General features: G+C 67.5%; 18 protein-coding genes. 8 read left to right on the top strand and 10 right to left on the bottom strand.

All coding sequences use genetic code 11. The features are described 5' to 3' along the window. Window positions 1-28: 28 nt before the first annotated feature. Both polX and ON34_RS30885 read right to left on the bottom strand, forming a co-directional pair. Entirely contained in the window at window positions 29-1,771 is a 1,743-nt protein-coding gene (gene polX, locus ON34_RS30890) for a DNA polymerase/3'-5' exonuclease PolX (RefSeq protein ID WP_040786415.1), read from the bottom strand. A gap of 9 nt (window positions 1,772-1,780) precedes the next feature. Further along, window positions 1,781-2,146: a hypothetical protein gene (locus ON34_RS30885; RefSeq protein ID WP_040786413.1), complete on the bottom strand. Its 366-nt coding sequence runs from the start codon at window positions 2,144-2,146 to the stop codon at window positions 1,781-1,783. An 831-nt stretch (window positions 2,147-2,977) separates the two neighbouring features. Between ON34_RS30885 and ON34_RS30880 the strand changes: the two genes are divergently transcribed. Further along, entirely contained in the window at window positions 2,978-4,579 is a 1,602-nt protein-coding gene (locus ON34_RS30880; RefSeq protein WP_218003956.1) for an NADH-ubiquinone oxidoreductase-F iron-sulfur binding region domain-containing protein, read from the top strand. After that, entirely contained in the window at window positions 4,579-7,260 is a 2,682-nt protein-coding gene (gene fdhF / locus ON34_RS30875; protein ID WP_040786411.1) for a formate dehydrogenase subunit alpha, read from the top strand. The genes ON34_RS30880 and fdhF overlap by 1 nt, the downstream gene beginning before the upstream one ends. Before the next feature lie 22 nt (window positions 7,261-7,282). Here fdhF and ON34_RS30870 read toward each other — a convergent pair whose 3' ends face one another. Next, window positions 7,283-8,260, bottom strand: coding sequence for a magnesium transporter (locus ON34_RS30870; protein ID WP_040786407.1), 978 nt, complete (start codon window positions 8,258-8,260; stop codon window positions 7,283-7,285). 184 nt (window positions 8,261-8,444) lie between these two features. Between ON34_RS30870 and ON34_RS30865 the strand changes: the two genes are divergently transcribed. From ON34_RS30865 to ON34_RS30845, 5 genes are all read left to right on the top strand, one after another. Beyond that, window positions 8,445-8,723 (top strand): DUF1918 domain-containing protein, encoded by a 279-nt coding sequence (locus ON34_RS30865; RefSeq protein WP_051023379.1) that lies wholly within the window; start codon window positions 8,445-8,447, stop codon window positions 8,721-8,723. Between the two features lie 247 nt (window positions 8,724-8,970). Continuing rightward, entirely contained in the window at window positions 8,971-9,951 is a 981-nt protein-coding gene (locus tag ON34_RS30860) for a 1-phosphofructokinase family hexose kinase (protein ID WP_218003955.1), read from the top strand. Window positions 9,952-10,092: 141 nt separating this feature from the next. Further along, complete coding sequence (locus tag ON34_RS30855) at window positions 10,093-11,550, top strand: serine hydrolase domain-containing protein (RefSeq protein WP_245548282.1); 1,458 nt, start codon at window positions 10,093-10,095, stop codon at window positions 11,548-11,550. Beyond that, window positions 11,547-12,461 (top strand): ABC transporter ATP-binding protein, encoded by a 915-nt coding sequence (locus tag ON34_RS30850; RefSeq protein ID WP_040786543.1) that lies wholly within the window; start codon window positions 11,547-11,549, stop codon window positions 12,459-12,461. Before ON34_RS30855 ends, ON34_RS30850 begins: the two co-directional genes overlap by 4 nt. Next, window positions 12,458-14,065 (top strand): ABC transporter permease, encoded by a 1,608-nt coding sequence (locus ON34_RS30845; protein WP_040786406.1) that lies wholly within the window; start codon window positions 12,458-12,460, stop codon window positions 14,063-14,065. The genes ON34_RS30850 and ON34_RS30845 overlap by 4 nt, the downstream gene beginning before the upstream one ends. Window positions 14,066-14,143: 78 nt before the next feature. On the opposite strand, the gene ON34_RS30840 is transcribed toward ON34_RS30845, so the two are convergent. The 3 genes from ON34_RS30840 to ON34_RS30830 form a co-directional block, all read right to left on the bottom strand. Then, window positions 14,144-15,154: an Acg family FMN-binding oxidoreductase gene (locus tag ON34_RS30840; RefSeq protein WP_051023378.1), complete on the bottom strand. Its 1,011-nt coding sequence runs from the start codon at window positions 15,152-15,154 to the stop codon at window positions 14,144-14,146. Further along, window positions 15,151-15,732 (bottom strand): SRPBCC family protein, encoded by a 582-nt coding sequence (locus ON34_RS30835; protein WP_174372094.1) that lies wholly within the window; start codon window positions 15,730-15,732, stop codon window positions 15,151-15,153. Before ON34_RS30835 ends, ON34_RS30840 begins: the two co-directional genes overlap by 4 nt. 162 nt (window positions 15,733-15,894) lie before the next feature. Then, a complete protein-coding gene (locus ON34_RS30830; protein WP_040786404.1) occupies window positions 15,895-16,884 on the bottom strand; it encodes an Acg family FMN-binding oxidoreductase in 990 nt (329 codons plus the stop codon). Between the two features lie 74 nt (window positions 16,885-16,958). Here ON34_RS30830 and otsB point away from each other — a divergent pair, with 74 nt between their 5' ends. Beyond that, window positions 16,959-21,005, top strand: a complete 4,047-nt coding sequence (otsB, locus tag ON34_RS30825; protein ID WP_083889918.1) for a trehalose-phosphatase — start codon at window positions 16,959-16,961, stop codon at window positions 21,003-21,005. 17 nt (window positions 21,006-21,022) lie between these two features. On the opposite strand, the gene ON34_RS30820 is transcribed toward otsB, so the two are convergent. The 4 genes from ON34_RS30820 to ON34_RS30805 form a co-directional block, all read right to left on the bottom strand. Next, the gene (locus tag ON34_RS30820; protein WP_040786401.1) at window positions 21,023-21,886 is read right to left on the bottom strand and encodes a universal stress protein; all 864 of its coding nucleotides are present in this window, start codon (window positions 21,884-21,886) and stop codon (window positions 21,023-21,025) included. Between the two features lie 51 nt (window positions 21,887-21,937). Then, window positions 21,938-22,465 carry a flavodoxin domain-containing protein gene (locus tag ON34_RS30815; RefSeq protein WP_040786400.1) on the bottom strand — a complete coding sequence of 176 codons (528 nt, stop codon included), beginning with the start codon at window positions 22,463-22,465 and terminating at the stop codon, window positions 21,938-21,940. Between the two features lie 210 nt (window positions 22,466-22,675). Further along, a complete protein-coding gene (locus tag ON34_RS30810) occupies window positions 22,676-23,536 on the bottom strand; it encodes a universal stress protein (RefSeq protein ID WP_245548288.1) in 861 nt (286 codons plus the stop codon). A gap of 243 nt (window positions 23,537-23,779) precedes the next feature. Beyond that, window positions 23,780-24,001, bottom strand: a complete 222-nt coding sequence (locus ON34_RS30805) for a DUF2933 domain-containing protein (protein WP_040786397.1) — start codon at window positions 23,999-24,001, stop codon at window positions 23,780-23,782. Between the last annotated feature and the right edge of the window lie 130 nt (window positions 24,002-24,131).

Genomic DNA, 24,131 nt, shown 5'->3' with positions numbered 1-24,131 from the left:
GGCTGACCGCTGGCCGCCCGGCGACTGCTCACGCCCGCCGCGCGGACACTCGGCGGCGAGGCTTCGTGAGGAAGCTCCGCAGACGGCGCAGTGGCCAAGTGTTGATGACCTGGGCGGACTCGATCCAGCCGCGCTGTGCGGTGGCGACGCCGAAGCGCATGTGGTCCAGGTGGGGGACGGCATGGGCGTCGGTGTCGATGGCGAACACGACGCCGAATTCGCGTGCTCGTCCGACCAGTTCGTCGTCGAGGTCGAGCCGGTCGGGAAATGCGTTGATCTCCAGAGCGGTGCCGGTCCGGGCCGCGGCGGTGAACACCGCGTCGGCGTCGAATTCGATCGGTGGCCTGCGGCCGAGGATACGGGCGGTGGGGTGGCCGACGATGTCGACGTATGGGTGTTCGATGGCGGTGATGAGCCTGCGAGTCATCGCCTCGCGCGACTGGTCGAAATGGGAATGCACCGAGGCGATGAGGATGTCGAAGCCGGCGAGGAAGTCGTCATCCCAGTCCAGCGTGCCGTCGGCGGCGATGTTCAGCTCGGAGCCGTGCAGGACCGCGATGTGGTGGCTGGAGGCGAGCTCATGCAGCTCGCACCGCTGGGCAAGGGCCTTCTCGCGAGTCATCCGCTGCATCGCCAGCAGCGGAGCGTGATCGGTGATGGCGCAGTACCGGTAGCCGTGGCGTGCGGCGGCGGCGATCATGTCCGCGGCGGGCGCGAGGCCGTCGGTCAGGTCGGTGTGCAGATGGAGATCGCCCTTCAGATCCGTGGTCTGGACCAGCCGTGGCAGCTGGCCGGCCACCGCGGCCTCGACCTCGCCGCGATCCTCGCGCAGGGTCGGCGGAATCCACGGCAGTCCGAGGGCGTCGTAGATTTCCGGCTCGGTCGCCGCCGCCACGAGCCGGTCGGTGTCCGCGTCGAATAGCCCGTATTCGCTCAACTTCAGCCCGGCCCGGACCGCCAGCTTCCGAATGTGGATGTTGTGGGCCTTGGACCCGGTGAAATACATCAGCGCGGCACCCCAGGACGAGGCCGGTACGACACGCAGATCCACCTGGATGCCCTGGGTCGTCACGATCGATGACTTGGTTGGTCCGTGCGCGAGTATCCGATCCACCAGCGACAGCGCGCAGAAGTGTTCCATGACCGTTTCCCGATCGTCGTCGGACGCGACGAGCAGGTCGATATCCCCGACGGTGTCCCGCATGCGGCGCAGCGACCCGGCATAGTCGACCCGGCTCACCTGGGGTAGCGTCTCGAGATCGGCGACGAGACTCTCGGCGATGTCCAGCGCCACCGCCAGCGGGATACGGCCCCCGGACTCCTGCATGCCGCGGATCGCTTGTGCGAGATTGCGCTCGCTGGTCTCACCCCAGCCCTTCAGCGTGCGCAGCCGTTCGTCGTGCAGCGCGGTCATCAGTTCCGGCATCGAGGAGATGCCCAGCTCCTCGTACACCTGGTGGGCCCGGCGCGGTCCGAGCCCAGGAATCCCCAGCAGAGCGCGCAGCCCCGCGGGCAACTGGGCGTGCAGTTCTTCCAGGTCCGCGATCCGGCCGGTGCGGCGCAGCTCCAGCAGGCGGTCGGCGGTGTGCGCACCGACCGCCGGAATGGCCATCAGACCCTTGCGATCGAGGCTATCGATGTCGAGGTGATACCCGGCGACCGAACGGGCCGCCTTTTCATAGGATCGGACCCGGTACGGATCCCCGCCGGAGATGGCGATCAGATCCGCCATCTCCCATAGGGCTTGGGCCGCAATGTCGTTCGAGCGCATCGCGGTCGGCTATCGGTCGCCGGTCGCCGGGCCGGCCGGTTCGCACCGGCGGGCCAGCCGGACCATGCGGGCGCGGTATTCTGCCGGATCGATCCGCCGGGCGAGCAACGCGGCCAGCAGAGCGTTCTCCGCGTCCAGGGCGGACCACACCCACGCCGGATCGGCGCACCCTGGTTCAGCCTTCAGCGCCGACGCATCGGACTTGTCGGACATGGCCCGAGGCGCAGGGCTCGGAGTCGTGTCGTCGCCATCGCGCCGATACCCTCGGGCCCGACCGTCACGAACGGTCCTGTCGGTGGCCGCTACGATCGCCCGCCGCAGCAGCGCCAGCGACACGATCACGCACGCGACCAGTAGGACGATACCTATGGTCATGGATCCGCCTCCTCCTACCAGGATGGCCGGGCCATGCTCGGTCCGATGAGCCGATCATGCATCGCGACGACGGCTTCCGGTAGCGCCATCCGTACCACGCCGATAGACCAACGGCCCTGGCAGGAGAAAGAAATTCGACCCTGGCCATGCTGGAATACGGCGATGAGGGGCACGCCCTTCCACAAGGCCGTGTGGGTCCTGGCCGCGCGGCATGCCGACGCGGGTGGCCCTGTGGCCGGTGTCACCAGCTAGGACGATCCGCGCGCAGCGGATACGGCCAGGCACGACCGACGCCCGGGTATGGCGACGGCTGGGCGACCGCGGGTGTGCCCGGCCTGGACCGTCCAGGCCGCCGTGGGGACGAATGTCACGACAGATGGTGACACGTTGCACTCGTGCCGGGTGTTCGGGCAGCGGAGGGTATTTCTTGACCGCAGGTTTCCACCGGGAAACCAGTGAGCGTCCGATGCAAAGAGGAGATGAACGGTTATGGGGTCCGAACTGGCCCAGATGATCCACATGTTCATGATGCGCCTGCACGAGTGGGGGATCCTGCCGCCGATGACGATGGGGATGTGACCCACCCTCTGCACTCGAACCGGTGCTGCGGCTGATTGCGCCGGGCAGACCTATGATCCCCGGAATCGCGGGAGACGGTTACCGGCGCGTGCACACCCTGCGCGGCGCCTCTGGGTAAGGCGGATGTGTACCTGGCGACAGGGACCTATGTCCTCACGACGGAGAGTCGCTTGACCCTGCCCCGCCGTGCCGGGCGCGGAGCAGAGTGGTCGGTGCCGACCGTCGACGAGCCTGGATGGAAGCGAGGAGGCGATGAACGGCCGACCCCGAGACTGGATGGCGGTGCGTGCGAATCGGTTCGCTACCCCCGCTGACGACGTGACCGAGGGATTGCGGGATGCCATCGCCGACCATCACGAGATAACGCGATCGGATATCGACGCCGTCGCGACGGACGCGCGCCGTCCCGTCGCGGCGGTGGCAGGGACCGCGTCGTTCTATGCCGACCTCGCCTCCAGACACCAGGTGCGGGTATGCGACGGCACCGGGTGCTTCGTGGCCCGCGGCGGCGCGATCTACGACGCGGGCACTGCTGCCCAGCACGTGTACTGCCTCGGATTCTGTTATGCGGCACCGGCGATGCTCGTCGGCGATACCGCGCTGACCGGTCCGGATCGTACACTCGCGCCACGGATTCCATATGCCTGCGCGGCACGGGAACCGGTGATACTCGCCGGGCTCGGCGGGCGTGAACAACCGTGGGAAACATGGTCGACGGTGCTGTCGCGGCGGTCCGGGAGCAGTATCGCGGAGGAGGTCGCGCGGTCGGGTCTGCGCGGACGGGGCGGTGCCGAATACCCGGTGGCCGCCAAGTGGCGCGCCGCCCGCGACTGCCCGCCACCGCGCTATGTCGTCGCCAACGGCGACGAGGGAGACCCCGGATCCTATTGCGACCGCCTGCTCATGGAATACGACCCGTGCCGAGTGCTCGAAGGACTCGCGCTGTGCGGATACGCGGTCGGCGCCCGGCACGGTCTGGTGTTGGTGCGGTCGGAGTATCCGGCCGCGGCGGCGGCGCTGCGGAAGGCGATCGAACAAGCCAAGGCCGCAGGGCATCTCGGAGACGACATCCACGGCTCCGGCATCCAGTTCGACATCGCGGTGCACGACGGCGCCGGTTCGTACGTCGCGGGGGAGGAGACGGCGCTGCTGCGTTCGTTGCAGGGGCTGCGCGGCTCGGCGCAGGCGCGACCTCCGTATCCGACCGAATACGGCTACGCGGGACGTCCCACCGTGGTGCAGAACGTCGAAACCCTCTCGGCAATCCCGTGGATCGTGCGACACGGCGGCGCCGCGTACGCCCGATTCGGCCGGGAAGCCGAGACCGGGACCAAGCTCGTGTGCCTCAACGAGCAGTTCACCACGCCCGGGGTGTACGAGGTGGAATTCGGAACGCCGTTACGCCGCATCGTGGAAGAGCTCGGCGGTGGCCTGCGCGACGGGCAACGTCTGCGTGCGATCCAGATCGGTGGCCCGCTCGGCGGCTTCCTCGGCTCACACGATCTCGACGTCGGCCTTGCCTCGGCCGACCTCGCCGCATATGGCGTAAGCCTCGGGCACGGCAGCGTGGTCGCCATCCCCGAGCAGGTGCGGGCGGTGGATCTGCTGCGGCACTTGTGGACGTTCGCGGCCCGCGAGAGCTGCGGCGCCTGCGCGCCATGCCGGGTGGGCACGCGGCGCGGCCTCGAACTGGTCGGCAACATGGATCCTGCGCTGGCTGCGGCCGACGAGACGTATGGGCGCCTGCTCGACATCATGAAGAGCGGCAGCATGTGCGCGTTCGGGTCGGGCGTGGCCGCCGCGGTGCGGAGCCTGCTGCGCGTGTACGCCGAACCGTCCTCGAGCAGGTCGTGATGGCGCGGGTGCAGGTGTCCGGTCGGCAGATCGACATCGCTGACACCGCCACGATTCTGGACGCGGTCCTGGCCGCGGGCGGCGATGTGCCGACACTGTGCCATGACGAGCGGCTGACCCCCCGTGGATCCTGCCGGGTGTGCTTGGTCCGCGCCGACCACTCCGTAGTGGCCGCGTGCACGACACCCGTTCGCGACGGCATGACCATCGACCCGGACGATTCCGCGGCACGGTCTGCCGCGCGCGGCGCGCTCGAACTGATCATCTCGGAACTCCCGCCGCGAGCACTCGATATTCCGTCCCAGCACAGCGAATTGGTGCGGGTGTGCGAGCGGCTGGATGTGCGCGGCGGCGCATTCTCCGGTGCCGTGCACGAGCGTGGCATCGACGACTCACATCCGTACCTCACCTTGGATCGCGATCTGTGTATCGCCTGCGGGCGGTGCGTCGGCATGTGCGCCGAGGTACAGGGCACTTTCGCGCTCGAACTGTCCGGTCGAGGCTTCGACACCGTCGTCGTAGCGGGCAACGGCGGCCCGTGGGTGGAGTCGCCGTGCGTGTCGTGCGGTGGCTGCGTCGACTCGTGCCCTACCGGCGCGTTGTTCGAAAGCCGTTGCATGGACCGTGAATACACTGCCACGACGACTACCACATGTGGGTACTGCGGAGTCGGTTGCGCGCTGGACGTGCACACCGATCCGGCGGGGATCGTCTCGGTCACCCCCACCCACGGCGCACCGGTCAACCGCGGACATGCCTGCGTGAAGGGTCGATTCGCGCACGGCTTCGTCAGCTCCGGTGAGCGGCTCACCCAGCCGTTGATCCGCTCGGCGGGCCGCGGCTCACCGTTGCGCGAGGCGACCTGGGCAGAGGCGCTGACACTGACCGCCCGTGAACTGACCCGCATCCGCGACGGTCACGGCGGTACGGCCATCGGGATGATCTGCTCCGCCCGCGCCACCAACGAGGAGAATTACCTCGCGCAGAAGTTCGCTCGGACGGTATTGGGCACCAACAACATCGACAACTGCTCACGGCTGTGCCACGCGCCGACCGCCGCCGGGCTCACCGCCTCGTTCGGGTACGCCGGCGGCACCAACTCCCTCGACGATCTCGACCGCGCCGACTGCATCGTGGTAGTCGGGGCCAATCCGACCGAGGCCCACCCGGTGGTCGGCTCGCGCATCGTGCACCGGGTGACCGCCGGGGCGGCCTTGATCGTGATCGATCCGCGCCGCACCGAGCTCGCGGAGATGGCCGACATCCACCTGCGCGGCAGACCGGGATCGAATGTCGCGGTGTTCAATGGTCTGGCGCGGGTGCTGCTCGATGACGGCTCCGTTGATCGCGCCTACCTCGAGACCCGCACCAGCGGGCTCACCGAACTCGTCGAACTGCTGCGCGACTATGCGCCTGACCAGGTCGCCGCGATCGCAGGTATCTCAGCGGAATCCTTGATCGCGGCGGCGCGGCTGTTCGGCCGCGCCGAACGGCCGGTGATCGTGTACGGGCTGGGCGTCACCGAACACATCCATGGCACCGACGGGGTGCGCACACTGGCGAACCTCGCGCTGCTGCGCGGCGCGGTCGGCACTCCTGGCTGCTGTGGGGTGCTGCCGCTACGCGGACAGAACAACGTACAGGGCGCCTCGGACATGGGTGCACTGCCTGATGTCTTGCCGGGCTACCAGAAGATCACCGACCACGCTGCGCGGCAACGCTTCTCAGCGGCATGGGGCGCGGAGGTGCCGCCGCGTCCAGGATTGCGCATCCCCGCGATGTTCGGGGCCGCACTCGACGGGGACCTGCGGGCACTATATGTGATCGGCGAGGACATCGTCACGTCCGATCCGGACGCCAACCACGTCCGTGCCGCGCTGGCCGCCTGTGATTTCGTCGTCAGCCAGGACGTCTTCCTCTCCCGCACCGCGGAATTGGCCGATGTGGTGCTGCCCGCCGCCGCATTCTTCGAAAAGGACGGCACCTTCGTCAATTTCGAGCGCCGATTCCAGCGCGTCCGCCCGGCGCTCGCACCGCCGGGCGAGGTCCGCACCGACTTCGCGATCCTGCACGCACTCGCCGCCGCGATGGGCGCCGATCTCGGCTGCCCGGCACCCGCTGATGCCATGGCCGAATGCGCCGACCTCACACCGGCTTTCGGTGGAATCAGCCATCGGCGGCTGGATGCCATGGGACCGCTCCAGTGGCCGTGCCCGTCCAGCGAACACCCGGGAACACCGGTGCTGTATCTGGACGGCTTCGCGACCCCGGATGGCCGGGCACAGCTGGCCGCGCGTCCCTACTTGCCACCGGGGGAGCAGCCGGACACCGAGTACCCGTTCGTCCTGGTGACCGGCCGCAGGCTGATGCACTACAACACCGGATCGATGACCCGGCGCACCGCCAACGCGGACCTGCTCGCCGCCGAAACTCTCGACCTGGCGCCGAGCGACGCCGCCGCTCTGGGTGTCGCCGGGGGCGCCGAGGTGGAGATCCGCAGCCGCCACGGCCGGATGACGCTGGTGGCGCGACTCACCGACGAGGTGGCACCCGGCCAGGTGTTCACCGCGTTCCATTTCCCGCAGGCACCGACCAACGAACTCACCTCGAGCCGCACCGACGAGGTCACCGACTGCCCCGAGTACAAGGTGACCGCGGTGGCACTGCGCCCGGTCCCGTAGTGACCGACGCGATGGGCCGCCATCATGTCACGACGAGCGCGGTCACTCCGAGGTATATGAGGATCGACAGAAGGTCCTGAACGACGGTTGCCAATGGTCCGGAGCCGAACGCCGGATCGATCTTCACTTTCGACATCGTCCACGGCAGACCCATCGCCACGACCGCGGCGACCGAGCATGCGGCCAGCAGGGAGATCGCCACCGCCAGCGACACGTCCTGTTCACCCCACAACATCAAGGTGAGCGGATATGACACGACGGCGATCAACACCCCGATGAGCAGACCGGTGACGGATTCCCGGTAGACGATGCGACGGATGCCGACACCCACCGCGAGCCCGCGAATCACCAGCGCCTCCGTCTGGGTGCCGACCGCGTCGGCCAGATAGACCACGCCGGGGATGAAGAAGGCGACAAGGACTTCCCGTTCCAGTTCGGCGTGGAAGATGTCCACGACACCCGCGGCGAGCATCGCGCCGACCAGCCCTACCAGCAGCCACGGCAAGCGGTGCCACAGTCGGCGGCCGATCGGTTCGACGGTTGCCGTCCGGGCGCCGGTCGCGGATTTCAGATATCCGGAGACCCGGGCGACATCCTCGTCGTGCTCTTGCAGGAGCACCGTCAGCAGCCGCCGCGGTGGAATGAGCCCGAGCCATCGGCCCTCGGCATCGATGACAGCGAGCCCCGGTTCCTCATGCCGCAATGCCTCCCACACCGCCGCCTCCTGGTCTTTGTGTCCGGCGATCGTCGGTGGATCGGGATCCATCACCGCACCGACGGCCGTCGCCGGGGGTGCCGCGAGCAGATTCTCGATCGTGATGAGCCCCGCGAGTCGAGTGCCGTCACACACCGCGATCACGGCCGCGCTGGCAAATCGGTCACCGCGCATGCGGGCCAGGACAGCGTCGGCCGTTTCCCCAGGATCGGCGATCGGCACGTCACGGGTGGCATGGGCAGCCGCCGTTTCGAATAGCTCCGCGCTGTTCACAGTCGGTTCCACAGGCGCAAGTTTGCCCGATGAGCCGGGAAACGCCAGTGTTTCAGGCCCTCCAGTAGGAGATTGCGCGACACCACGTCGTCGCGATCCATGTCGTCGGTCGCCCCTCGCAGCGACCAACGGCCCTATCGCCGGTTTCCGGCCCGTCGCGACGATGAGATTCAGACTGCACAGGAGGTTGGTGTCGATGTACGCAAAAGCAGGCGACTGGCTGATCGTGGAGGGGCGCAGTGTCGGCGGCACGGTGCGGCACGGTCTCATCGAGGAAGTCCACGGCAAGGACGGGGCGCCGCCCTACCTGGTGCACTGGACCGATTCCGGGCACCGGGCACTCACTTTCCCCGGGCCGGACGCCCATGTGGTCACCAGCGATGAACTGCGTGCGCGGGAAGAAGTCGCGGCGGCCTACTTCTCGTCCAGGCACTATCGGTCGCACGAAGGCACCTCCCAGTCCGCCGAAAGCTGAGAAGCGCTCGTTTCGACCGGCACTTGGCCCGGTGACCATTGGCCCCTGCACGGCGGCGACCCCGGCCGACCGGCGTGGGAGGACTTTGGTCCCCATCCCACGGACAACGATCGGGGATACCGGAGTACTGCGTGCTCTACCCGCCGGACCGGAATGCCCGTGAAATCGACAGTGTCGGAGATCCCGCCCCAAGAGGTCGCCGGGCGGCCGACGTTCAGCCCTGAACGCTTGTTCGAGGAGGTTTCCGGTGGGTCCGATCGTGACCTTGACGATGAACCCCGCTGTCGATCTCGCGACTCGGGTGGCGAAAGTTGTGCCGGTCGACAAGATGCGCTGTGCGGCACCTCGATTCGATCCGGGTGGTGGTGGGATCAACGTGGCGCGCACGGTGGCCGCGCTCGGCGTCGAGGTGATGGCGGTGTTCCCCTCCGGTGGGTACAGCGGCAAGCTGCTCGAGCAGTTGGTGCGCGATGCCGGAGTGCCGGTGCGGCCGGTGCCTGTGGCCGAAGCCACCCGGGAGAGCCTCGCGATCACCGAAGAGTCGACTGGCGAGCAGTATCGGTTCGTCTTTCCCGGATCGCGGCTGACCAATCCGGAACAGCACCGTTGCCTGGCCGAGGTGGAGCGAGCGGTGAGCGGCGCGCATTACCTCGTCGCGAGTGGAAGCCTGCCGCCGGGTGCGTCGCCGGACTTCTATCAGATCCTCATCGATCTCGTCGTCGACCTGGGTGTTCGCGTGGTACTGGACACGTCGGGCGCCGCGCTGCGCGGCGTGCGCGGCGGCGCGTATCTGATCAAGCCCAGCGTGCGGGAACTCAGCGACTATGTCGGCCGTCCGCTGCGCGACAGTGCCGAACAGTTGTCGGCGGCCCGCGGGCTGATCACCTCCGGATTGGCCGAGATCGTGCTTCTGTCGCTCGGTGCATCCGGAGCGATGGTGGTGACCAGGGAATCGCATGAGTGGTTCGCGCCGATCCCAGCCCGTGTGCGCAGCGGGATCGGTGCCGGGGACGCGATGGTCGGCGGCACCACCGCCGGGCTGGCCAGGGGATACGCACTGGATGCCGCGGTGCGCCTTGGCATCGCCGCGGCGACCGCGGCGCTCACCACCGCGGGCACCCGCCCGGGACTGCCAGGCCGTATCGCGGAACTGTACGAAGAACTCGTCCGGACCGACGCATCCAGCGGCGACGCAGGCGCATGGCCTACTGCCCCGGGACCGCTGTGACGGATTACGGCCGGACCGTCTTCGAACGGGCGGGGACGTTCGTCCCCACGGTTCGAGCCGATATCCTCCTCCGCTCAGGTGCCGGGCAGTCACAGGCTGGTATCACGCCGCCGGATGGGCGGGCTGCTGAATGGAGGAGCCGTGCTGGAAATCGACGAAGCCCGGTTGGCAAGGCGGATCGAAGCGGTGTTCAATCGTCGGCCGGTTGTCGGCGCCGCGGTCGGGGTCGTGCGTGACGGGCGGATGGAGTTCGCCGGGCACGGATTGGCCGACATCGCCGCTAACCGGCCGGTTACCGAGGACACGATCTTCCGGATCGCCTCGATCACCAAGACGTTCACGGCGATCGCGGTGATGCAACTGTGGGAGCGCGGGTTGATCGATCTGGACGCTCCGGCGAGCAAGTATCTGCGCGCCTACCGTCTCGTCCCGGCCGATCCGCACTTCGGGCCGGTGACAGTGCGTCACCTGCTGACACACACTTCGGGCATCGGTGAGACGGCCCACCCGCTGCGGGTGCTCGGCCCCGATTTCGGCGAAAGCGTCCCGCCGGGCACTCAGGTTCCGCCGCTGAGCGAATACTACCGGCGCGGGTTGCGGGTTCAGGCCGAACCGGGCACCCGGTGGACATACACCAACCATGGCTTCGCCACCCTCGGTCAGATCGTCGCGGACGTCACCGGCGTGCCTTTCGCCATTTATCTGCGTGAGCACTTGTTCAGGCCGCTGGGAATGAACGACACGAGTCTCGCCGCGCCCGATCTCACACCGATGCGCCGGGCCACCGGGTACACGCTGCGCGCGCACGGCCCGAAAGAGATCACACATCGCGAGATGATCACCGCCGGTGCCGCTTCGATCTACTCGACGCCGCGCGATATGGGCCGGTACCTCACCGCGCTGCTCGGCGGGGGCCGCAACGAACACGGGTCGGTCCTCGAATCCGACACGCTCGCAATGATGTACGCGCCGCAATACCAACCCGATCCCCGGGTGCCGGGTATGGGCCTGGGATTCTTCCGCGGTACTGTCGGGGACCATCGGGTGGTCGAGCATCAGGGCATCCTGCCTGGATTCAACGCCCAGATCTGGCTGGCGCCCGACGATGCCCTGGGCGTCATGGTCTTTGTCACGGGCGGCCATCAGGCCATGCTCTGGCTTCCCGCCGAGACCTCCGGTCTGCTGCACGAGCTGCTCGGCATCGCCGAACCGGCGATTCGCGGCGACATCCCGCACCGTCCGGAGACTTGGCCGGAGATCTGCGGCTACTACCGGCTGCCCGGATCGCTCACCGACGTCCGCGCCCGATCTATGGTGGGCGCGGGTGTCGACGTCCGCATCAGCGGTGGCCAGCCGGTGCTGCGGGTGCTCACCCCGATTCCCGCCCTGCTGCGCGGGCTCCCGCTGTACCCGGACGATCCGGACGATCCATTGGCCTTCCGCATCGATCTGGCGCGGTGGGGCCTCGGTACCGGCAGGATTCTCCTCTCCCGCGAGTCCCGCACCGGCACGATGCGAATGCACTTCGACCTGCACCCGCTGTCCATGTGGAAATCCGAATACCCGTGGACACCACGGACAGGAAGGATGTCCCGATGACCGAGTCCGCGATCTCCATCGCCGGTCTGACGAAATCGTTCGGCACCGCTCGGGCGCTCGACGGCCTGAATCTGACCGTGCGCACCGGGGAGATCCACGGATTCCTCGGGCCGAACGGTTCGGGCAAGACGACGACGATCCGAGTTCTGCTGGGCCTGCTGCGCGCGGACTCCGGGACGGTGCGCATGCTCGGCGGCGACCCGTGGTCGGACGCGGTCGCGTTACACGCCCGATTGGCGTATGTGCCCGGTGAGGTCATCCTCTGGCCCGGGATCACCGGCGGCGAGGTCATCGACTTGATGGGGCGGTTGCGCGGCGACATCAACCGGCGACGCCGCGACGAACTGCTGGAGAGATTCGATCTCGACCCGCGCCAGAAAGCACGCGCCTATTCGAAGGGCAACCGGCAGAAGGTCGCGCTCGTCGCGGCATTGGCCTCGGATGCGGAGTTGCTGCTGCTCGACGAGCCGACCGTTGGCCTCGATCCGCTGAAGGAGGCAGAATTCCAGCGCTGTATCGAGGAATCGAAGCACGAGGGCCGGACCGTGCTGTTGTCCAGCCACATCCTCGCCGAGGTGGAGGCCCTGTGCGACCGGGTGAGCATCATCCGACACGGACGCACCGTGGAAAGCGGCACGCTGTCCGAGCTGCGGCATCTGACGCGCACCACGATCACCGTCGAAACGATCCGTCCACCGACGGATCTGGACGCGATGCCGGGCGTGCACGATCTCGTCCGCGACGGCACGCGGGCCAGGTTCGATACCGACACCGCCCAACTCGACACCGTCCTGCGCATACTGGCCGATCTCGGCGTGCGCAGCCTCACCAGCACACCGCCCACGCTGGAGGACATCTTCCTGCGCCACTACGGCCCCGAGCCGATCCCCGCGGTCGAGGAGGGATCATGACTACTACGTCGGCGCTGCGGGAGATCACTCCGGGAGCAGGCACACTGCTGCGGTTCGCGTTGCGGCGCGAGCGATTCACGCTGCCGTGCTGGTTGCTGGGCACCGCCGCGTTGCTGACGTTCCAGTCCCTCGGAAGTCAGCGCTTCTACGACACACCACAGAAGCTCGCGCAGATCCGCGAGACGATGGGCGCGAGTGCGGCAGCCATCGCCATGGGCGGGCCGACCCGGCTGCTGGACACCATCGGCGGCGAGATCGTGTTCGAGATCTTCGCCTATCTGGCGGTCGTGGTCGCGTTGATGAACATGTTCCTGGTCGGTCGGCATACTCGCTCGGACGAGGAAACGGGGCGGGCCGAACTGCTGCGTTCGGCGCGAGTGGGACGCCGGGCTCCCGCGGTCGCGGCGCTGGGATTGGCCGGGCTCGCCGATGTCGCCGTCGTGCTGGTGATCTTCGCCGCCGCGGTCGGCACCGGACTGCCGGTCAGCGGATCGCTGCTGCTCGGAGTGGTCACCGGCGGGGTAGGTGTCACCTTCGCCGCTGTCACCGCGGTCGCCGCCCAGGTCTTCGAGAATCCACGCAGCGTCTATGGGGCCGTGGGCTTGGCGCTCGCGGCGGCGTACGTGGCCAGGGCCATCGGCGACGTCGGCAGCGGCGTTGCTTCCTGGACATCGCCCATCGGATGGGGTCAGCGCAGCTATCCGTACGTAGGCGACCGCTGGTGGACGGTGCTGCTGTTCGCCGCCGCGACGCTCGCGCTCACCGCTGTCGCGTTCGCGCTGCTCGACCGGCGGGACTTCGGCGCGGGACTGTTTCCGTACGCGACCGGACGCGCGACCGCTTCTCGGGCTCTGAGTTCACCACTCGGTCTGGCCTGGCGGTTGCAGCGCGGCTCGCTATGCGGTTGGGCCATCGGTGTTTTCGCGCTCGGCGCGGCGTACGGCTCGTTCGCCGACAGTATCGAGGACTTTCTCGCCGACAATCCGGAGATCGCCGCCTATCTGCCGGGCGGCGTAGCCGACGCGGTGGATTCGTATCTGGCGCTCACGGTCTCCATCGTCGCGCTGCTGGCCTCGGCATACGCTGTGACCAGCGTGCTGCGCGCACGCGGGGAGGAGACCGCGGGCCGGGCCGAACCTGTCCTGGCCGCACCTGTCAGCCGGTACGCCTGGCTGGCGAGTCATCTCGCGGTCGCCGTGTTCGGCGGCGCGTTCGTGCTGGCTGTCGGCGGTTTCGGCATCGGATTGGCATATGGGTTGACGATTACCGATGCCGTCCAGCCACTACGCATGACCGGGGTGTCGCTCGGCTATCTGCCAGCTGTCTGGCTGCTCGCCGCGGTCGCGGCGATCGGATTGGGCTGGTTGCCGAGGGCGGCCGTCCCCTTGGCGTGGGCGGCCTTCGCCTACTGTGCCGTCGCGGTGCTGTTCGCGACGGCCTTCGATCTGCCCGCCTGGTTCGACGATGCATCCCCGTATACGCACACTCCGAAGGCACCTCTCGAACCCTCGAGCGCCGCGCCGATCGTCGTGATCAGTGCGATAGCAGGAGCCGGTATGGCGTTCGGTTTCGCCGGATTTCGTCGCCGTGACACCGGCTACTGAGAAAAATCCAGCCGCTGACGAAACCGTCGCGTACGGCGACGGTCCCGTCAGTCTTACGCACGGCCGATACCGATGGCATCAACGGGAAGCGCCGACGACGGTGAAGATGTCCGTGAGCGGGCGGCGGGGAGTGGGCGGGATCATCTCGCTGTCCTCGGGCGCGGTCCCGACGCGGATCACCACCTGCGGCGTGCCCGGACGGGCAATCAGGTTCGTGAGCAGGTTCCGGCCGGTCGGGAGTTCGGTGATATGGGTCAACGCGCAGGTCGCCAGCCCGGCCGCGGTGCATTCCAGCAGCACCGCCGACAGTGCCTCGCCGGTGCGCAGCCACTGCATGACCGAGTCGCCGTCGGTGCTGAGCACCACCAGTCGCGCATGGTCTTCGATGTGGTCGCGCCGCATCGAATGTGGGGCGGAGGGGAAGGCGCGTCCGATACCGACCCGCGCGAACTCCGCGTCCGACACCAGCGCGGACGGCGGCACGCCTTCGGGCGCATCTGGATGTCCCGCCCACCAATCCATCTCGGTCTGATACAGCAGATCGTCGCGGCGCAGGGCTTCGGTCCGCTGCGATGCGGCGGCCAGGCGCGGACGGGCGCTCTCGTCGAGAACACCGAGTTCGACCTCGTGCGGAGAGCTGAGCATGCGCATCCGGGGCACGATGTCGTCGAACCCCTCCGGGGCCATCATGGGCAGCCGATCGGTGCGCCGACGGTCGATGGCGAGCGCACGAGTGTGGACGCCAGCGGGCGGGTCCGGCCACGGCCGGAACTCGATCGTCGCCAAATGACCGGATTGTTGCGGGTCTGGTAAGCGCACGGTGTCGGTGTGCCACCCCTGGTGGGCGAAGGCGGTCCGCGCGTGGTGCAGCATGCTGCCGCAGCTGATCACCAACTGGCGGCCGCGGGGATCGGTCGAGCTCAGCAGTCGATCGGCGTCGGTGTGCAGGTGCAGGCGGGTGCCATCGAACACCCAGCGCCACGGCTGCGTGTTATGCACCGAGGGTGCGCGTGTAGCCAGCCGTAGCGCCGTGAGCATCGCCGGGCGATCGGGGACCGGTCCGGCAGGAGCGTCGTCATCGGCGGTCATATCTGAAGTCTTCTCGGCTCCAGGTCAGCCGGATACGGGCCTTCCGCCCGCGGGCCAGGGCCCTTGGTCATCCACATGTCCCGTGTTCCCATACCCTCGGCACGCCGCTTGATACCCTGCAGCATCTTCCGTTCCATCAACAGACTCCCCGGTTCCATCATGAGCAGGGTGACCAGCCGGGTGAGCGTCGACGCTCCGGCCAGTGCGATGCGGTTGCGGCTCACCAGCCGGGTTGCCGTACCCATCGGGTAGAGACCGAACGCCCACACCCAGCGGCCGTCGTCGGAGGCGAAAACCAAGGCGCGCTGGGGTTCGAGGACCGCCACTCGCATGCGCGGGCCGGACTTGCCCAGCGGGAAGCTCTCGCCGACCGCGAGGTTCTGGAACTGCGGCAGGATCTCCTCGGCGCTGTGCATATCGAGGCCGAGTAGGTTCTCGATCCAGTCGTAGGTGTAGGCGCCGCCTCGGCCGGGACCCAGCTGAACCAGCCACGGCCAGATCGCGTCCGCGCCCGTCCCGATCGTGATCGCACGAGTCGCGACAATGTCCGCGTCGACGAGCAACTCGTCACCGGGCATGACCCTCGCGATCTCCTCCGCCGCGGCACCCCAGGTCAAACATTTGGTGCGCCAGAACCTTCGATAGCCCACGGCTAGGCCGACAAGGGCCGATGCTGTAGCCGCGGCAAGCGTCGTCGTTCTCATGATGTCCCTGTTTCCCTGCTGGTGAGGTCGATTCGTCTATCCGGTGGATTGCGGCATGTCGAGGATTTCGGCGAGCGGCCGGCGTGGCGTCACGGGACCGTTCCGCTCGGATTCCGCCGCGATGCCGACTCGGATCAGAACCTGTGGCAGGCCGGGGTGCGCGGTCAGCTCGCGGACGACGGCGCGGCTGCGCGGTACCTCGGTCAGATGAGTCAGCGGGCACGTGGCGAACCCGGCGAGTGTGCATTCCAGCAGCACGGTGGAGGTCACCTCACCGCAGGGCACCAGGTCTTCGGCGGCGTCGCTGTCGCAGGAGAGCACGAGGATCACCGAGTGGTCGGCGGTGAGTTCGCCGCGTCGAGACGCGCCGGGGGTTGTGGGAAACTGACGGCCCACGGAGACCCGCTGCCGTTCTTCGGGGGAAATAAGCGCTTCCTCCGGGACACCGGCGTCGGCGACTGTGTGGCCGGTCCACCACTGCAATTCGGCGTGGTATCCGGAGTCGTAGCGACGCAGGGACGCGGTCATCTCCGAAGCGCGGGCCAGCGCGGGACGGCTGTCGTCGTGCAGCACGTCGAGGGTGGCGTCGGCCGGATCGAAAGTGGTCCGCAGCACGGATTCGAAATCGGACCAGTTGATGGGCGCCGCGAACGGCAGTCGGTCGGTGCGCCTGCGCAGTATGGCGTCGGCTCGGGCACGGTCGCCATCTGTCACGATCTCGGCTGGTTGGAACGTGATGGTGGCGAGGTGATGTCGCTGGTGCGGGTTGGGGAAGCGGGCCACGAAGATGCGCCAACCGGCGGCGGCCATGGCTGCCCGCAGATGACCCAGCGCGATGCCACAGCTGATCAGCATCTGCCGGCCGGCGGTGTCCGTCGCCGGCAACATACGTTCGGGTACGGCGAACAGACGCAGCGCATGGCCGTCGAACATCCAGTGCCAGGGCTGGCTGTTGTGCAGCGATGGCGCCCGGCCTGCGAGGAGGACGGCCTTCTCGATGGTTTCACCGCTCGGGGGCTCGGTCATATCGTCGACGGTAGGCGCTGGAGGCCGGTGACGGAGGGGTCGTTGGTCCCGGGTCCAGTGGCTGGTGGGCCCGCATGTCGGGCGGCTGTTGCGGACCTTTTCCCCTGGACGGGACTGATCGGCCCATTCACTCTGGAGGTGTGGGAAACGGTGCACCCGCGGCGCCGCGGATCGATGCGCGCCGCCACGACGCGGTGATCTTCGATATGGACGGTGTGGTCACCGACAGCGCGTCGATTCACGCCGCGGCCTGGGCGGAGCTGTTCGACGATTTCCTGACTCGGCGTCCGGCCGGCGCCGGGCAAGACCGGTCGCCGTTCACCGAAACCGACTACCTGCGGTACGTGGATGGCAAACCACGCTATCGAGGCGTCGCGGACTTCCTCGCCGCGCGAGGCATCGCGCTGCCCTGGGGCACTTCCTCCGATCCGGAGACGGCGGAGACCGTGTGTGGGCTGGGCAACCGCAAGGATCGCCTGTTCCGGGACCGGATCGCGCGCGACGGCGTGCGGGTGTTCGAATCGACCGTCACGCTCGTTCGGCGACTGCACGCCGCGGGGATCGCCACTGGAGTGTTCTCCGCCAGCCGCAACTGCGCGCACGTGCTCGCGGCCGCCGGTATCGCCGACCTGTTCGCGGTTCGGGTGGATGGCATCGCGGCCGAGGAACTGGATTTGCCGGGCAAACCCGATCCGGCGATGCTGCTCGAGGCCACGCGCCGACTAGGGGCCGACCCCGGCCGCACGGTTGTGGTCGAGGACGCCGAGGCAGGGGTCGCGGCGGGGCGGAGCGGTGGCTTCGCGCTGGTCATCGGTGTCGATCGGGGCGGGCACGCGAGCCGGTTGCTGGCGCGGGGCGCCGACGCTGTTGTCGATGATCTCCGACGGGTGCGACTACGCGGAGGATTCCGGCGAATGTCCGAGATATCGGACGCGGTCGAATGCTGGCCACGCGTGGCGGATCTCCTCGGCAGCGAGAAGGCCGCCGTACTGCTGGATTTCGATGGCACCTTGGCCGAGATCGTCGCCGATCCGGACGCCGCGAGACCGGTCGACGGAGTGGCCACGGTGCTGGAGAAGCTGGCCGAGGAATGCCCCGTCGCGGTGATCAGTGGACGCGATTTACGCGATCTGCGTGAGCGCGTGGGTGTAAGTGGGATCTGGTATGCGGGCAGCCACGGCTTCGAGCTGATGGGCCCGGACGGCACCTGCCATGTCCACGACGCCGCGCCGGGCGCCGAACAAGCGCTCGCCGAAGTCGCCGCCGAGCTTCGGCGACAGTTGCATGAAATCGCGGGAGTCCTGGTCGAACACAAACGATTCGCGGTCGCGGTCCATCACCGCAACGTCGCGGCCGAGAATGTCGCAGGTGTGGTCGCCGCGGCGCACGAGGCCGGGCATGCGGCCGGACTACGCGTAACGCATGGGCGGCGGGTCATCGAATTGCGCCCCGATGTGGACTGGGACAAGGGCACTGCCCTGCGCTGGATCCTCGAGCACGTCACCATGCCCGTGCTGCCGATCTACCTGGGTGACGATCTGACCGACGAGGACGCCTTCGACGCCGTCGCATCCGATGGCCTCGCGGTCGTGGTGCGTCACGACGAGACCGGCGACAGATACACGGCCGCGCGATTCGCGGTCGCCGGACCGCGCCAGGTGCGCCACTTCCTCGAGCGGCTGGCAGACCTGTTGCACACTGAAACGGTTGCGAACCCTCCGGAATCGTGGACGCTCACCTTTGACGGCTACGACCCGCCGCAGGAGAAGCTCCGCGAGGCGCTTTGCACGGTCGGTAATGGCTACTTCGCCACCCGCGGCGCGGCGCCGGAATGCGGGGCCGGTGCGGTCCACTATCCGGGCACCTACATCGCCGGGGTGTACAACCGGCTCCACGACCAGATCGCGGGTCGGCGCATCGATAACGAGAGCCTGGTGAATTTGCCGAATTGGCTGCCGGTGACCTTCCGGATCGATGGTGGCGACTGGTTCGACCTCGATACCGCCGATCTGCTGTGGTACAGGCAGCAATTCGATCTGCGCCGCGCCGAACTGGTGCGGCAGTTCCGATTTCGCGACACCGCAGGACGGATCACCACGGTGGCACAGCGCCGGTTCGTGGCGATGCACCGGCCGCATTTCGGCGCCCTGGCGATGACCATCACCGCCGAGAATTGGTCGGGGAATCTACGGATCCGTTCGGTCGTCGACGGCTCCATCCGAAACCGACTGGTGGAGCGCTATCGGGACCTGTCTGAAAAGCACCTGATGACAGTGCGGGCCGAGCAATTGTCCGAAGATTCGGTTCTGCTCGTGGTGCGCACCAGCGAATCGGGAATTCCGGTCGCGATGGCGACTCGGAGCACCCTTCGCCGAGGCCGGGAATCCATCAGCGGGACAAGGGAACTGTTCCATCGAGACGGAGTCATCGGGCACGATCTCGCCGTCCATGTCGCCGAGGGGGACGCGGTGACCGTGGAGAAGATCGTCACCGTCTTCACCGGACGCGACCAGGCGTCAGCAGGTCCCGATGAGGAAGCGGCTCGATGGCTCGACGCAAGCGGGAATTACGCCGATCTGTTCAAAGGTCATGCCGTGGCCTGGGAGCATTTGTGGGCACGCCTGCGGATCGACTGGGACGGTAGAGAACACGCGGTGCGCATCATGCGTCTGCATCTACTCCACCTGACCCAGACGTTGTCGCCGAACACCACAGAACTGGATGTGGGTGTACCGGCACGCGGACTGCACGGTGAGGCATACCGCGGCCATGTCTTCTGGGACGAATTATTCGTCTTCCCGGTGCTGAATCCGCGCTTCCCCGCCCTGACCCGATCGCTGTTGCGGTACCGTTACCGCCGCCTTCCCGAGGCCCGCCAAGCAGCAGCTGAAGCTGGGCTGGCCGGGGCGATGTTCCCGTGGCAGTCCGGCAGCGACGGCCGCGAGGAGAGCCAGCGTCTCCATCTCAATCCACTGTCGGGGCATTGGAATCCCGATCCCAGCGGGCGCGCGCATCACATCGGACTGGCTATCGCCTACAACGTGTGGCAGTACTATCAGGCGACGGGCGACATGGAGTTCCTCGTCGAGAGCGGCGCCGAGTTGCTGGTGGAGATCGCGCGATTCTGGTCCAGCCTGGCCGGATACGACGTTGAGCGCGACCGCTACACCATCAATGGCGTGATCGGCCCTGACGAGTTCCACACCGGCTATCCGCAGGCACCCGAGACGGGAATCGACAACAACGCCTACACGAATATCATGGCGGTCTGGGTGATTTGGCGGGCACTCGACGCCCTCGCACTCCTCGCGCCGCGCGCACGGTCGGAATTGCTGCGAGTCCTGTCCGTGCACCCCTCGGAGCTCGACCGCTGGCAGGACATCGTTCGCCGCATGTACGTTCCGTTCCACGACGGCGTCATCAGCCAGTTCGACGGCTACGACCAATTGTCCGAACTGGACTGGGACCGCTATCGGCAACGTTACGGCAATATCCAGCGGCTGGACCGAATACTCGAGGCCGAGGGCGACAACGTCAACCACTACCGTGCGGCCAAACAAGCCGACGTGCTGATGCTGTTCTATCTGCTGTCGGCAGACGAACTCCGACAATTACTCGACCATCTCGGATATGAGCTGACCGGCGAGATGATCCCACGCACCATCGACTACTACCTAGCGCGCACCTCCCACGGTTCGACGCTCAGCGCGCTGGTGCACGCCTGGGTGCTCGCCCGCGCGAACCGGGACCGCGCCGTGGAATTCTTCGACTCGGTGCTCGAGTCCGATATCGCGGACATCCAGGGCGGCACCACCGCGGAGGGGATTCACCTCGGTGCGATGGCCGGCAGCATCGACCTGCTACAGCGGTGCTTCACCGGCATGGAGATCCGCCACGACCGCCTGATCTTCTGCCCGTACTGGCCGAAATCGCTGGGCGAGCTGACATTCCCGATCATCTATCGCGGCCATCGGCTCACCGTGCACATCAGCGGGGATGCCGTCGAGATCGGCTCGGAGACCGGACCCGCACCGCCGATCGAGATCACCTGCCGGGAGCAGAGCGCACAGCTGGCGGCGGGGGAGACGATTCGGCTGGCGAACTCGGCGCGCTCGGACTGAGCGGCGCAAGAGAGAGGTCAGCTTGCCGCCCTCGCGATGATCACCGGCACGTTCGCCCCATGCAGTACGGCCTGACCGACCGAACCGAGGGTCATCCCGGCGAACCCGCCACGCCCGTGGCTGCCGACCACGATCATCTCTGCGTTCTGGCCGACCTCGAGCAGAACCTCCGCGGCGCGATCTTCGACGACGATGCGACGGACCGGCACCTCTGGATACTTCTCGCCGTACCCGGCCAGACTCTGGGAGAGCAATTCCTCGGCTTCTTCCTGCATTTCGGCGCGCGATACATAGCGGAAGAACTCCGACCAGGTGTGCACCGCGACCAACTCGGCGCCGCGATGCGCGGCCTCGTCGAAAGCGATCTCGACGGCGTGGACGCTACGCGGCGAGCCGTCGACACCCACCACGACCGCCCCGTCGGAGTGGTCTGTGGTCTCCGGGATCACCGCCACCGGGCATCCGGCGTGCCGGGCCAGCGCCGAACTGACCGAGCCGAGGATCATGCGGCTGAAGGTGCCGAGCCCGTGGGTGCCGACGACCAGCAGGCGCGCGGATTCGGATCGGTCGCGCAGGACCGGGATCGGCGGCGCCTCGACCAGGTCGGTCCTGATGTCGAGCTCCCCGATGGAAGAGGTTGCCTCGACGGCCGTCTCGCACGCTGCCTGAAGTGCTGTCCGTCCCGCCTGCCGGTAGCTGTCGTAGTCGATATACGCGACGCTGATACCAGGGCCGAAGTCCATTGGTGCCCCGATCGCGTAGACGATGTGCAGCGGTGCGTGACGATGGGCTGCGTCGGTGGCGGCCCACCGTACGGCGGCGAGCGCGGACGACGAGCCGTCGACACCGACGAGGATCGGGGGATTGCTGCTGGCAGACATCTTATTCCGCTTTCTTCTGGTCTTGGTGGGCGATTCGCCGTAGACCGTCGGTCACGTTCGGTGCGTGATGCGGTCGAGCTCGGTATGAGCGATTCGGGCGGCCCAGACGCGGGCGCGTTCCAGTTCACCCGCGCTGAGGGGGCCGGTCGTGTCTTCGACCAGGAAGTCCACTGGCTCGTCGGCGAGGGAATAGCCCAAGCGTCGCAGCCGTTTTCCGATGCCGCGTGCGGCTGAACCCGGTAGCCATGGGGGTTTGGCTATCTTGGTGCCGAATGCGGCGGCGCGGTGGCCTGGCGGCACCGGCAGCGCCGCGTCCAGCCATTCGCGGACGCCGATGTCGGTCGCGATGGGGGCGTCGGTTTGCTTGGCGGCGTCGCGGCGAGTCTGCGGGCGGCTGAGCCCGAACGCGTGGGTGGGTCCGCCGACCAGGAGCAAGTTCATCGTCGGCACAGGACACTCGGCGGCGGCCGCCACGTTCAGCACTTCTACCTCGGCGTGCTCGCGTAATCCTTGTGCGATGGCTTGCGCGATAGCGGCGGTGTTGCCGAACATCGACTCGTAGACAACTCGTGCGCGCATGACCTTCTCCTCTGCGCGGTTTGCTGCGAACCTGGGGAGAATTGCAACGCTACGGCGGCGCGAAACGAGCGCACAGAGCCGAACCGACGCTTACCGGGGGACCTTCGCCCCGTCACTGTGGTGCCCATTGCCGGACAGAATCTCGCCGAACCAAGTATTCGCGCCGCAGGTCGGCGCAATCGCCCCAGCCACAGTCTGTCGTGCCTGAATTCACTGCCGACGGGTGGCGATGATGACCGGGATACGGGTTCCCTGCAGCACTGCCTGACTGACCGAGCCGAGGGCCGCGCCCGCGACTCCGCCGCGCCCTCGGCTGCCGAGCACGAGCAGCTGTGCGTTCCGGGCCTCTTGCAGCAGTCGCCGCGCGGGTTGCCCCTCGGCAACGACGCGATCGACGGGAACATCGGGATACTTCTCGGCGACGCCTGCCAGCCGTTCCGCAAGCAACGCACCGGTTCGCACCTGTGTTTCGGCAGGTGGGTCACGCCGAGACCAGATTGTCATCGCGACGACCCCTACTCGCCGCGCCGACGCCTCGTCGAAGGCGATCTCGACCGCGTGCGCGCTGCACAGCGATCCGTCCACGCCCACCAGGACCGGAGACTGCGGCAAGGGTGGTGGGGCCTCGTCGATACCGGGGATGATGGCCACCGGACATCTGGCATGCCTCGTCAGCTCCACAGCGACGGATCCGAGTAGTACTCGTTCGAACGTGCCGAGTCCACGGGTACCGACCGTGAGGAGTTCGGCGTGCGCGGATCGACGGACGAGCGCGGTCACCGGGGATGGCGACTCGAGGAAGGTTTCGACCTCGAGGTCGCCGATCGATTCGGTCAACTCCCGCACGATGCTTCGTCCGGAGCTGAGTGCGGACTCACCTGCCTTGCGGTGTGCGCTCGTATCGAACAGCAGGGTGCCGAGCACGGGCAAGGCTTCGCCAGGAACGCCGAGCGCGTTGACCAGATGCAACGGTGTGTGACGTCGCGCAGCCGCTATCGCGGCCCAGCGAACGGCGGCGAGCGAGGCTGCCGAGCCGTCGACGCCGACAACAATTGGACGTGCGGTACGCACAGTCAATGATGTCGCCCTTTCCCGTGGCAGGCGGTTCTTCCTACCACGCGCTCATTCTGCTGTTCCACTCACACACGGCGGCGTAGTCCTGGATATCCGCCTCGGCCACGGCGTGAGGTCCGCCCTCTCCATCACGTGCCCTTTCGCGACCGCGCCGTCCACCGTCCACGCAGGTGTGTAAGGCCGTTCGCCAATGTCCGTGCAGATTGGGTCCGGTTTCGCCAAGTGGTCCCGCTGGGATGGTCAGCGTGTCGGTCTGTGAGGGTGGGCGTCGCCGGGGTGGTCATGGGTATCGGCAGTGTGCGAGCGCTCTCCGTGGCCGCCCATCATCAGCATCATCATGATCGGGCAGGCCAGGACGATCAAAAGCAGGAGCAGTGTGGTGACCGGTACTCCCATCACGATCAGCACCGTGGCCGCGATGGCGAGGGCGATCAGGTACAGGGGTGCGTGGCGGATGTTCATGATGGACCTCTTCGGGCAACAGTTCGATGCCCTTCAGCCTTGCTGGTCGTGACCGGATGCGGCAGGGCCTGAAGACAGTTCCTGTGATGCCCTAGTTCCTCCGCGGTTTCAGTGTGAATCCGCACATCAT

The organism is Nocardia pneumoniae NBRC 100136 (genome assembly GCF_000308755.1).
Lineage (GTDB): Bacteria > Actinomycetota > Actinomycetes > Mycobacteriales > Mycobacteriaceae > Nocardia > Nocardia pneumoniae.
Note: the sequence above shows the minus strand (reverse complement) of the source record. Positions and strands in the feature narration are given on the sequence as shown.

Coding starts and splice junctions, on each gene's coding strand:
- polX (WP_040786415.1), bottom strand. CDS start 1,771: ATGCGCTCGAACGACATTGCGGCCCAAGCCCTATGGGAGATGGCGGAT.
- ON34_RS30885 (WP_040786413.1), bottom strand. CDS start 2,146: ATGACCATAGGTATCGTCCTACTGGTCGCGTGCGTGATCGTGTCGCTG.
- ON34_RS30880 (WP_218003956.1), top strand. CDS start 2,978: ATGAACGGCCGACCCCGAGACTGGATGGCGGTGCGTGCGAATCGGTTC.
- fdhF (WP_040786411.1), top strand. CDS start 4,579: ATGGCGCGGGTGCAGGTGTCCGGTCGGCAGATCGACATCGCTGACACC.
- ON34_RS30865 (WP_051023379.1), top strand. CDS start 8,445: ATGTACGCAAAAGCAGGCGACTGGCTGATCGTGGAGGGGCGCAGTGTC.
- ON34_RS30850 (WP_040786543.1), top strand. CDS start 11,547: ATGACCGAGTCCGCGATCTCCATCGCCGGTCTGACGAAATCGTTCGGC.
- ON34_RS30845 (WP_040786406.1), top strand. CDS start 12,458: ATGACTACTACGTCGGCGCTGCGGGAGATCACTCCGGGAGCAGGCACA.
- ON34_RS30840 (WP_051023378.1), bottom strand. CDS start 15,154: ATGACCGCCGATGACGACGCTCCTGCCGGACCGGTCCCCGATCGCCCG.
- ON34_RS30835 (WP_174372094.1), bottom strand. CDS start 15,732: ATGCCCGGTGACGAGTTGCTCGTCGACGCGGACATTGTCGCGACTCGT.
- ON34_RS30830 (WP_040786404.1), bottom strand. CDS start 16,884: ATGACCGAGCCCCCGAGCGGTGAAACCATCGAGAAGGCCGTCCTCCTC.
- otsB (WP_083889918.1), top strand. CDS start 16,959: ATGTCGGGCGGCTGTTGCGGACCTTTTCCCCTGGACGGGACTGATCGG.
- ON34_RS30820 (WP_040786401.1), bottom strand. CDS start 21,886: ATGTCTGCCAGCAGCAATCCCCCGATCCTCGTCGGTGTCGACGGCTCG.
- ON34_RS30815 (WP_040786400.1), bottom strand. CDS start 22,465: ATGCGCGCACGAGTTGTCTACGAGTCGATGTTCGGCAACACCGCCGCT.
- ON34_RS30805 (WP_040786397.1), bottom strand. CDS start 24,001: ATGAACATCCGCCACGCACCCCTGTACCTGATCGCCCTCGCCATCGCG.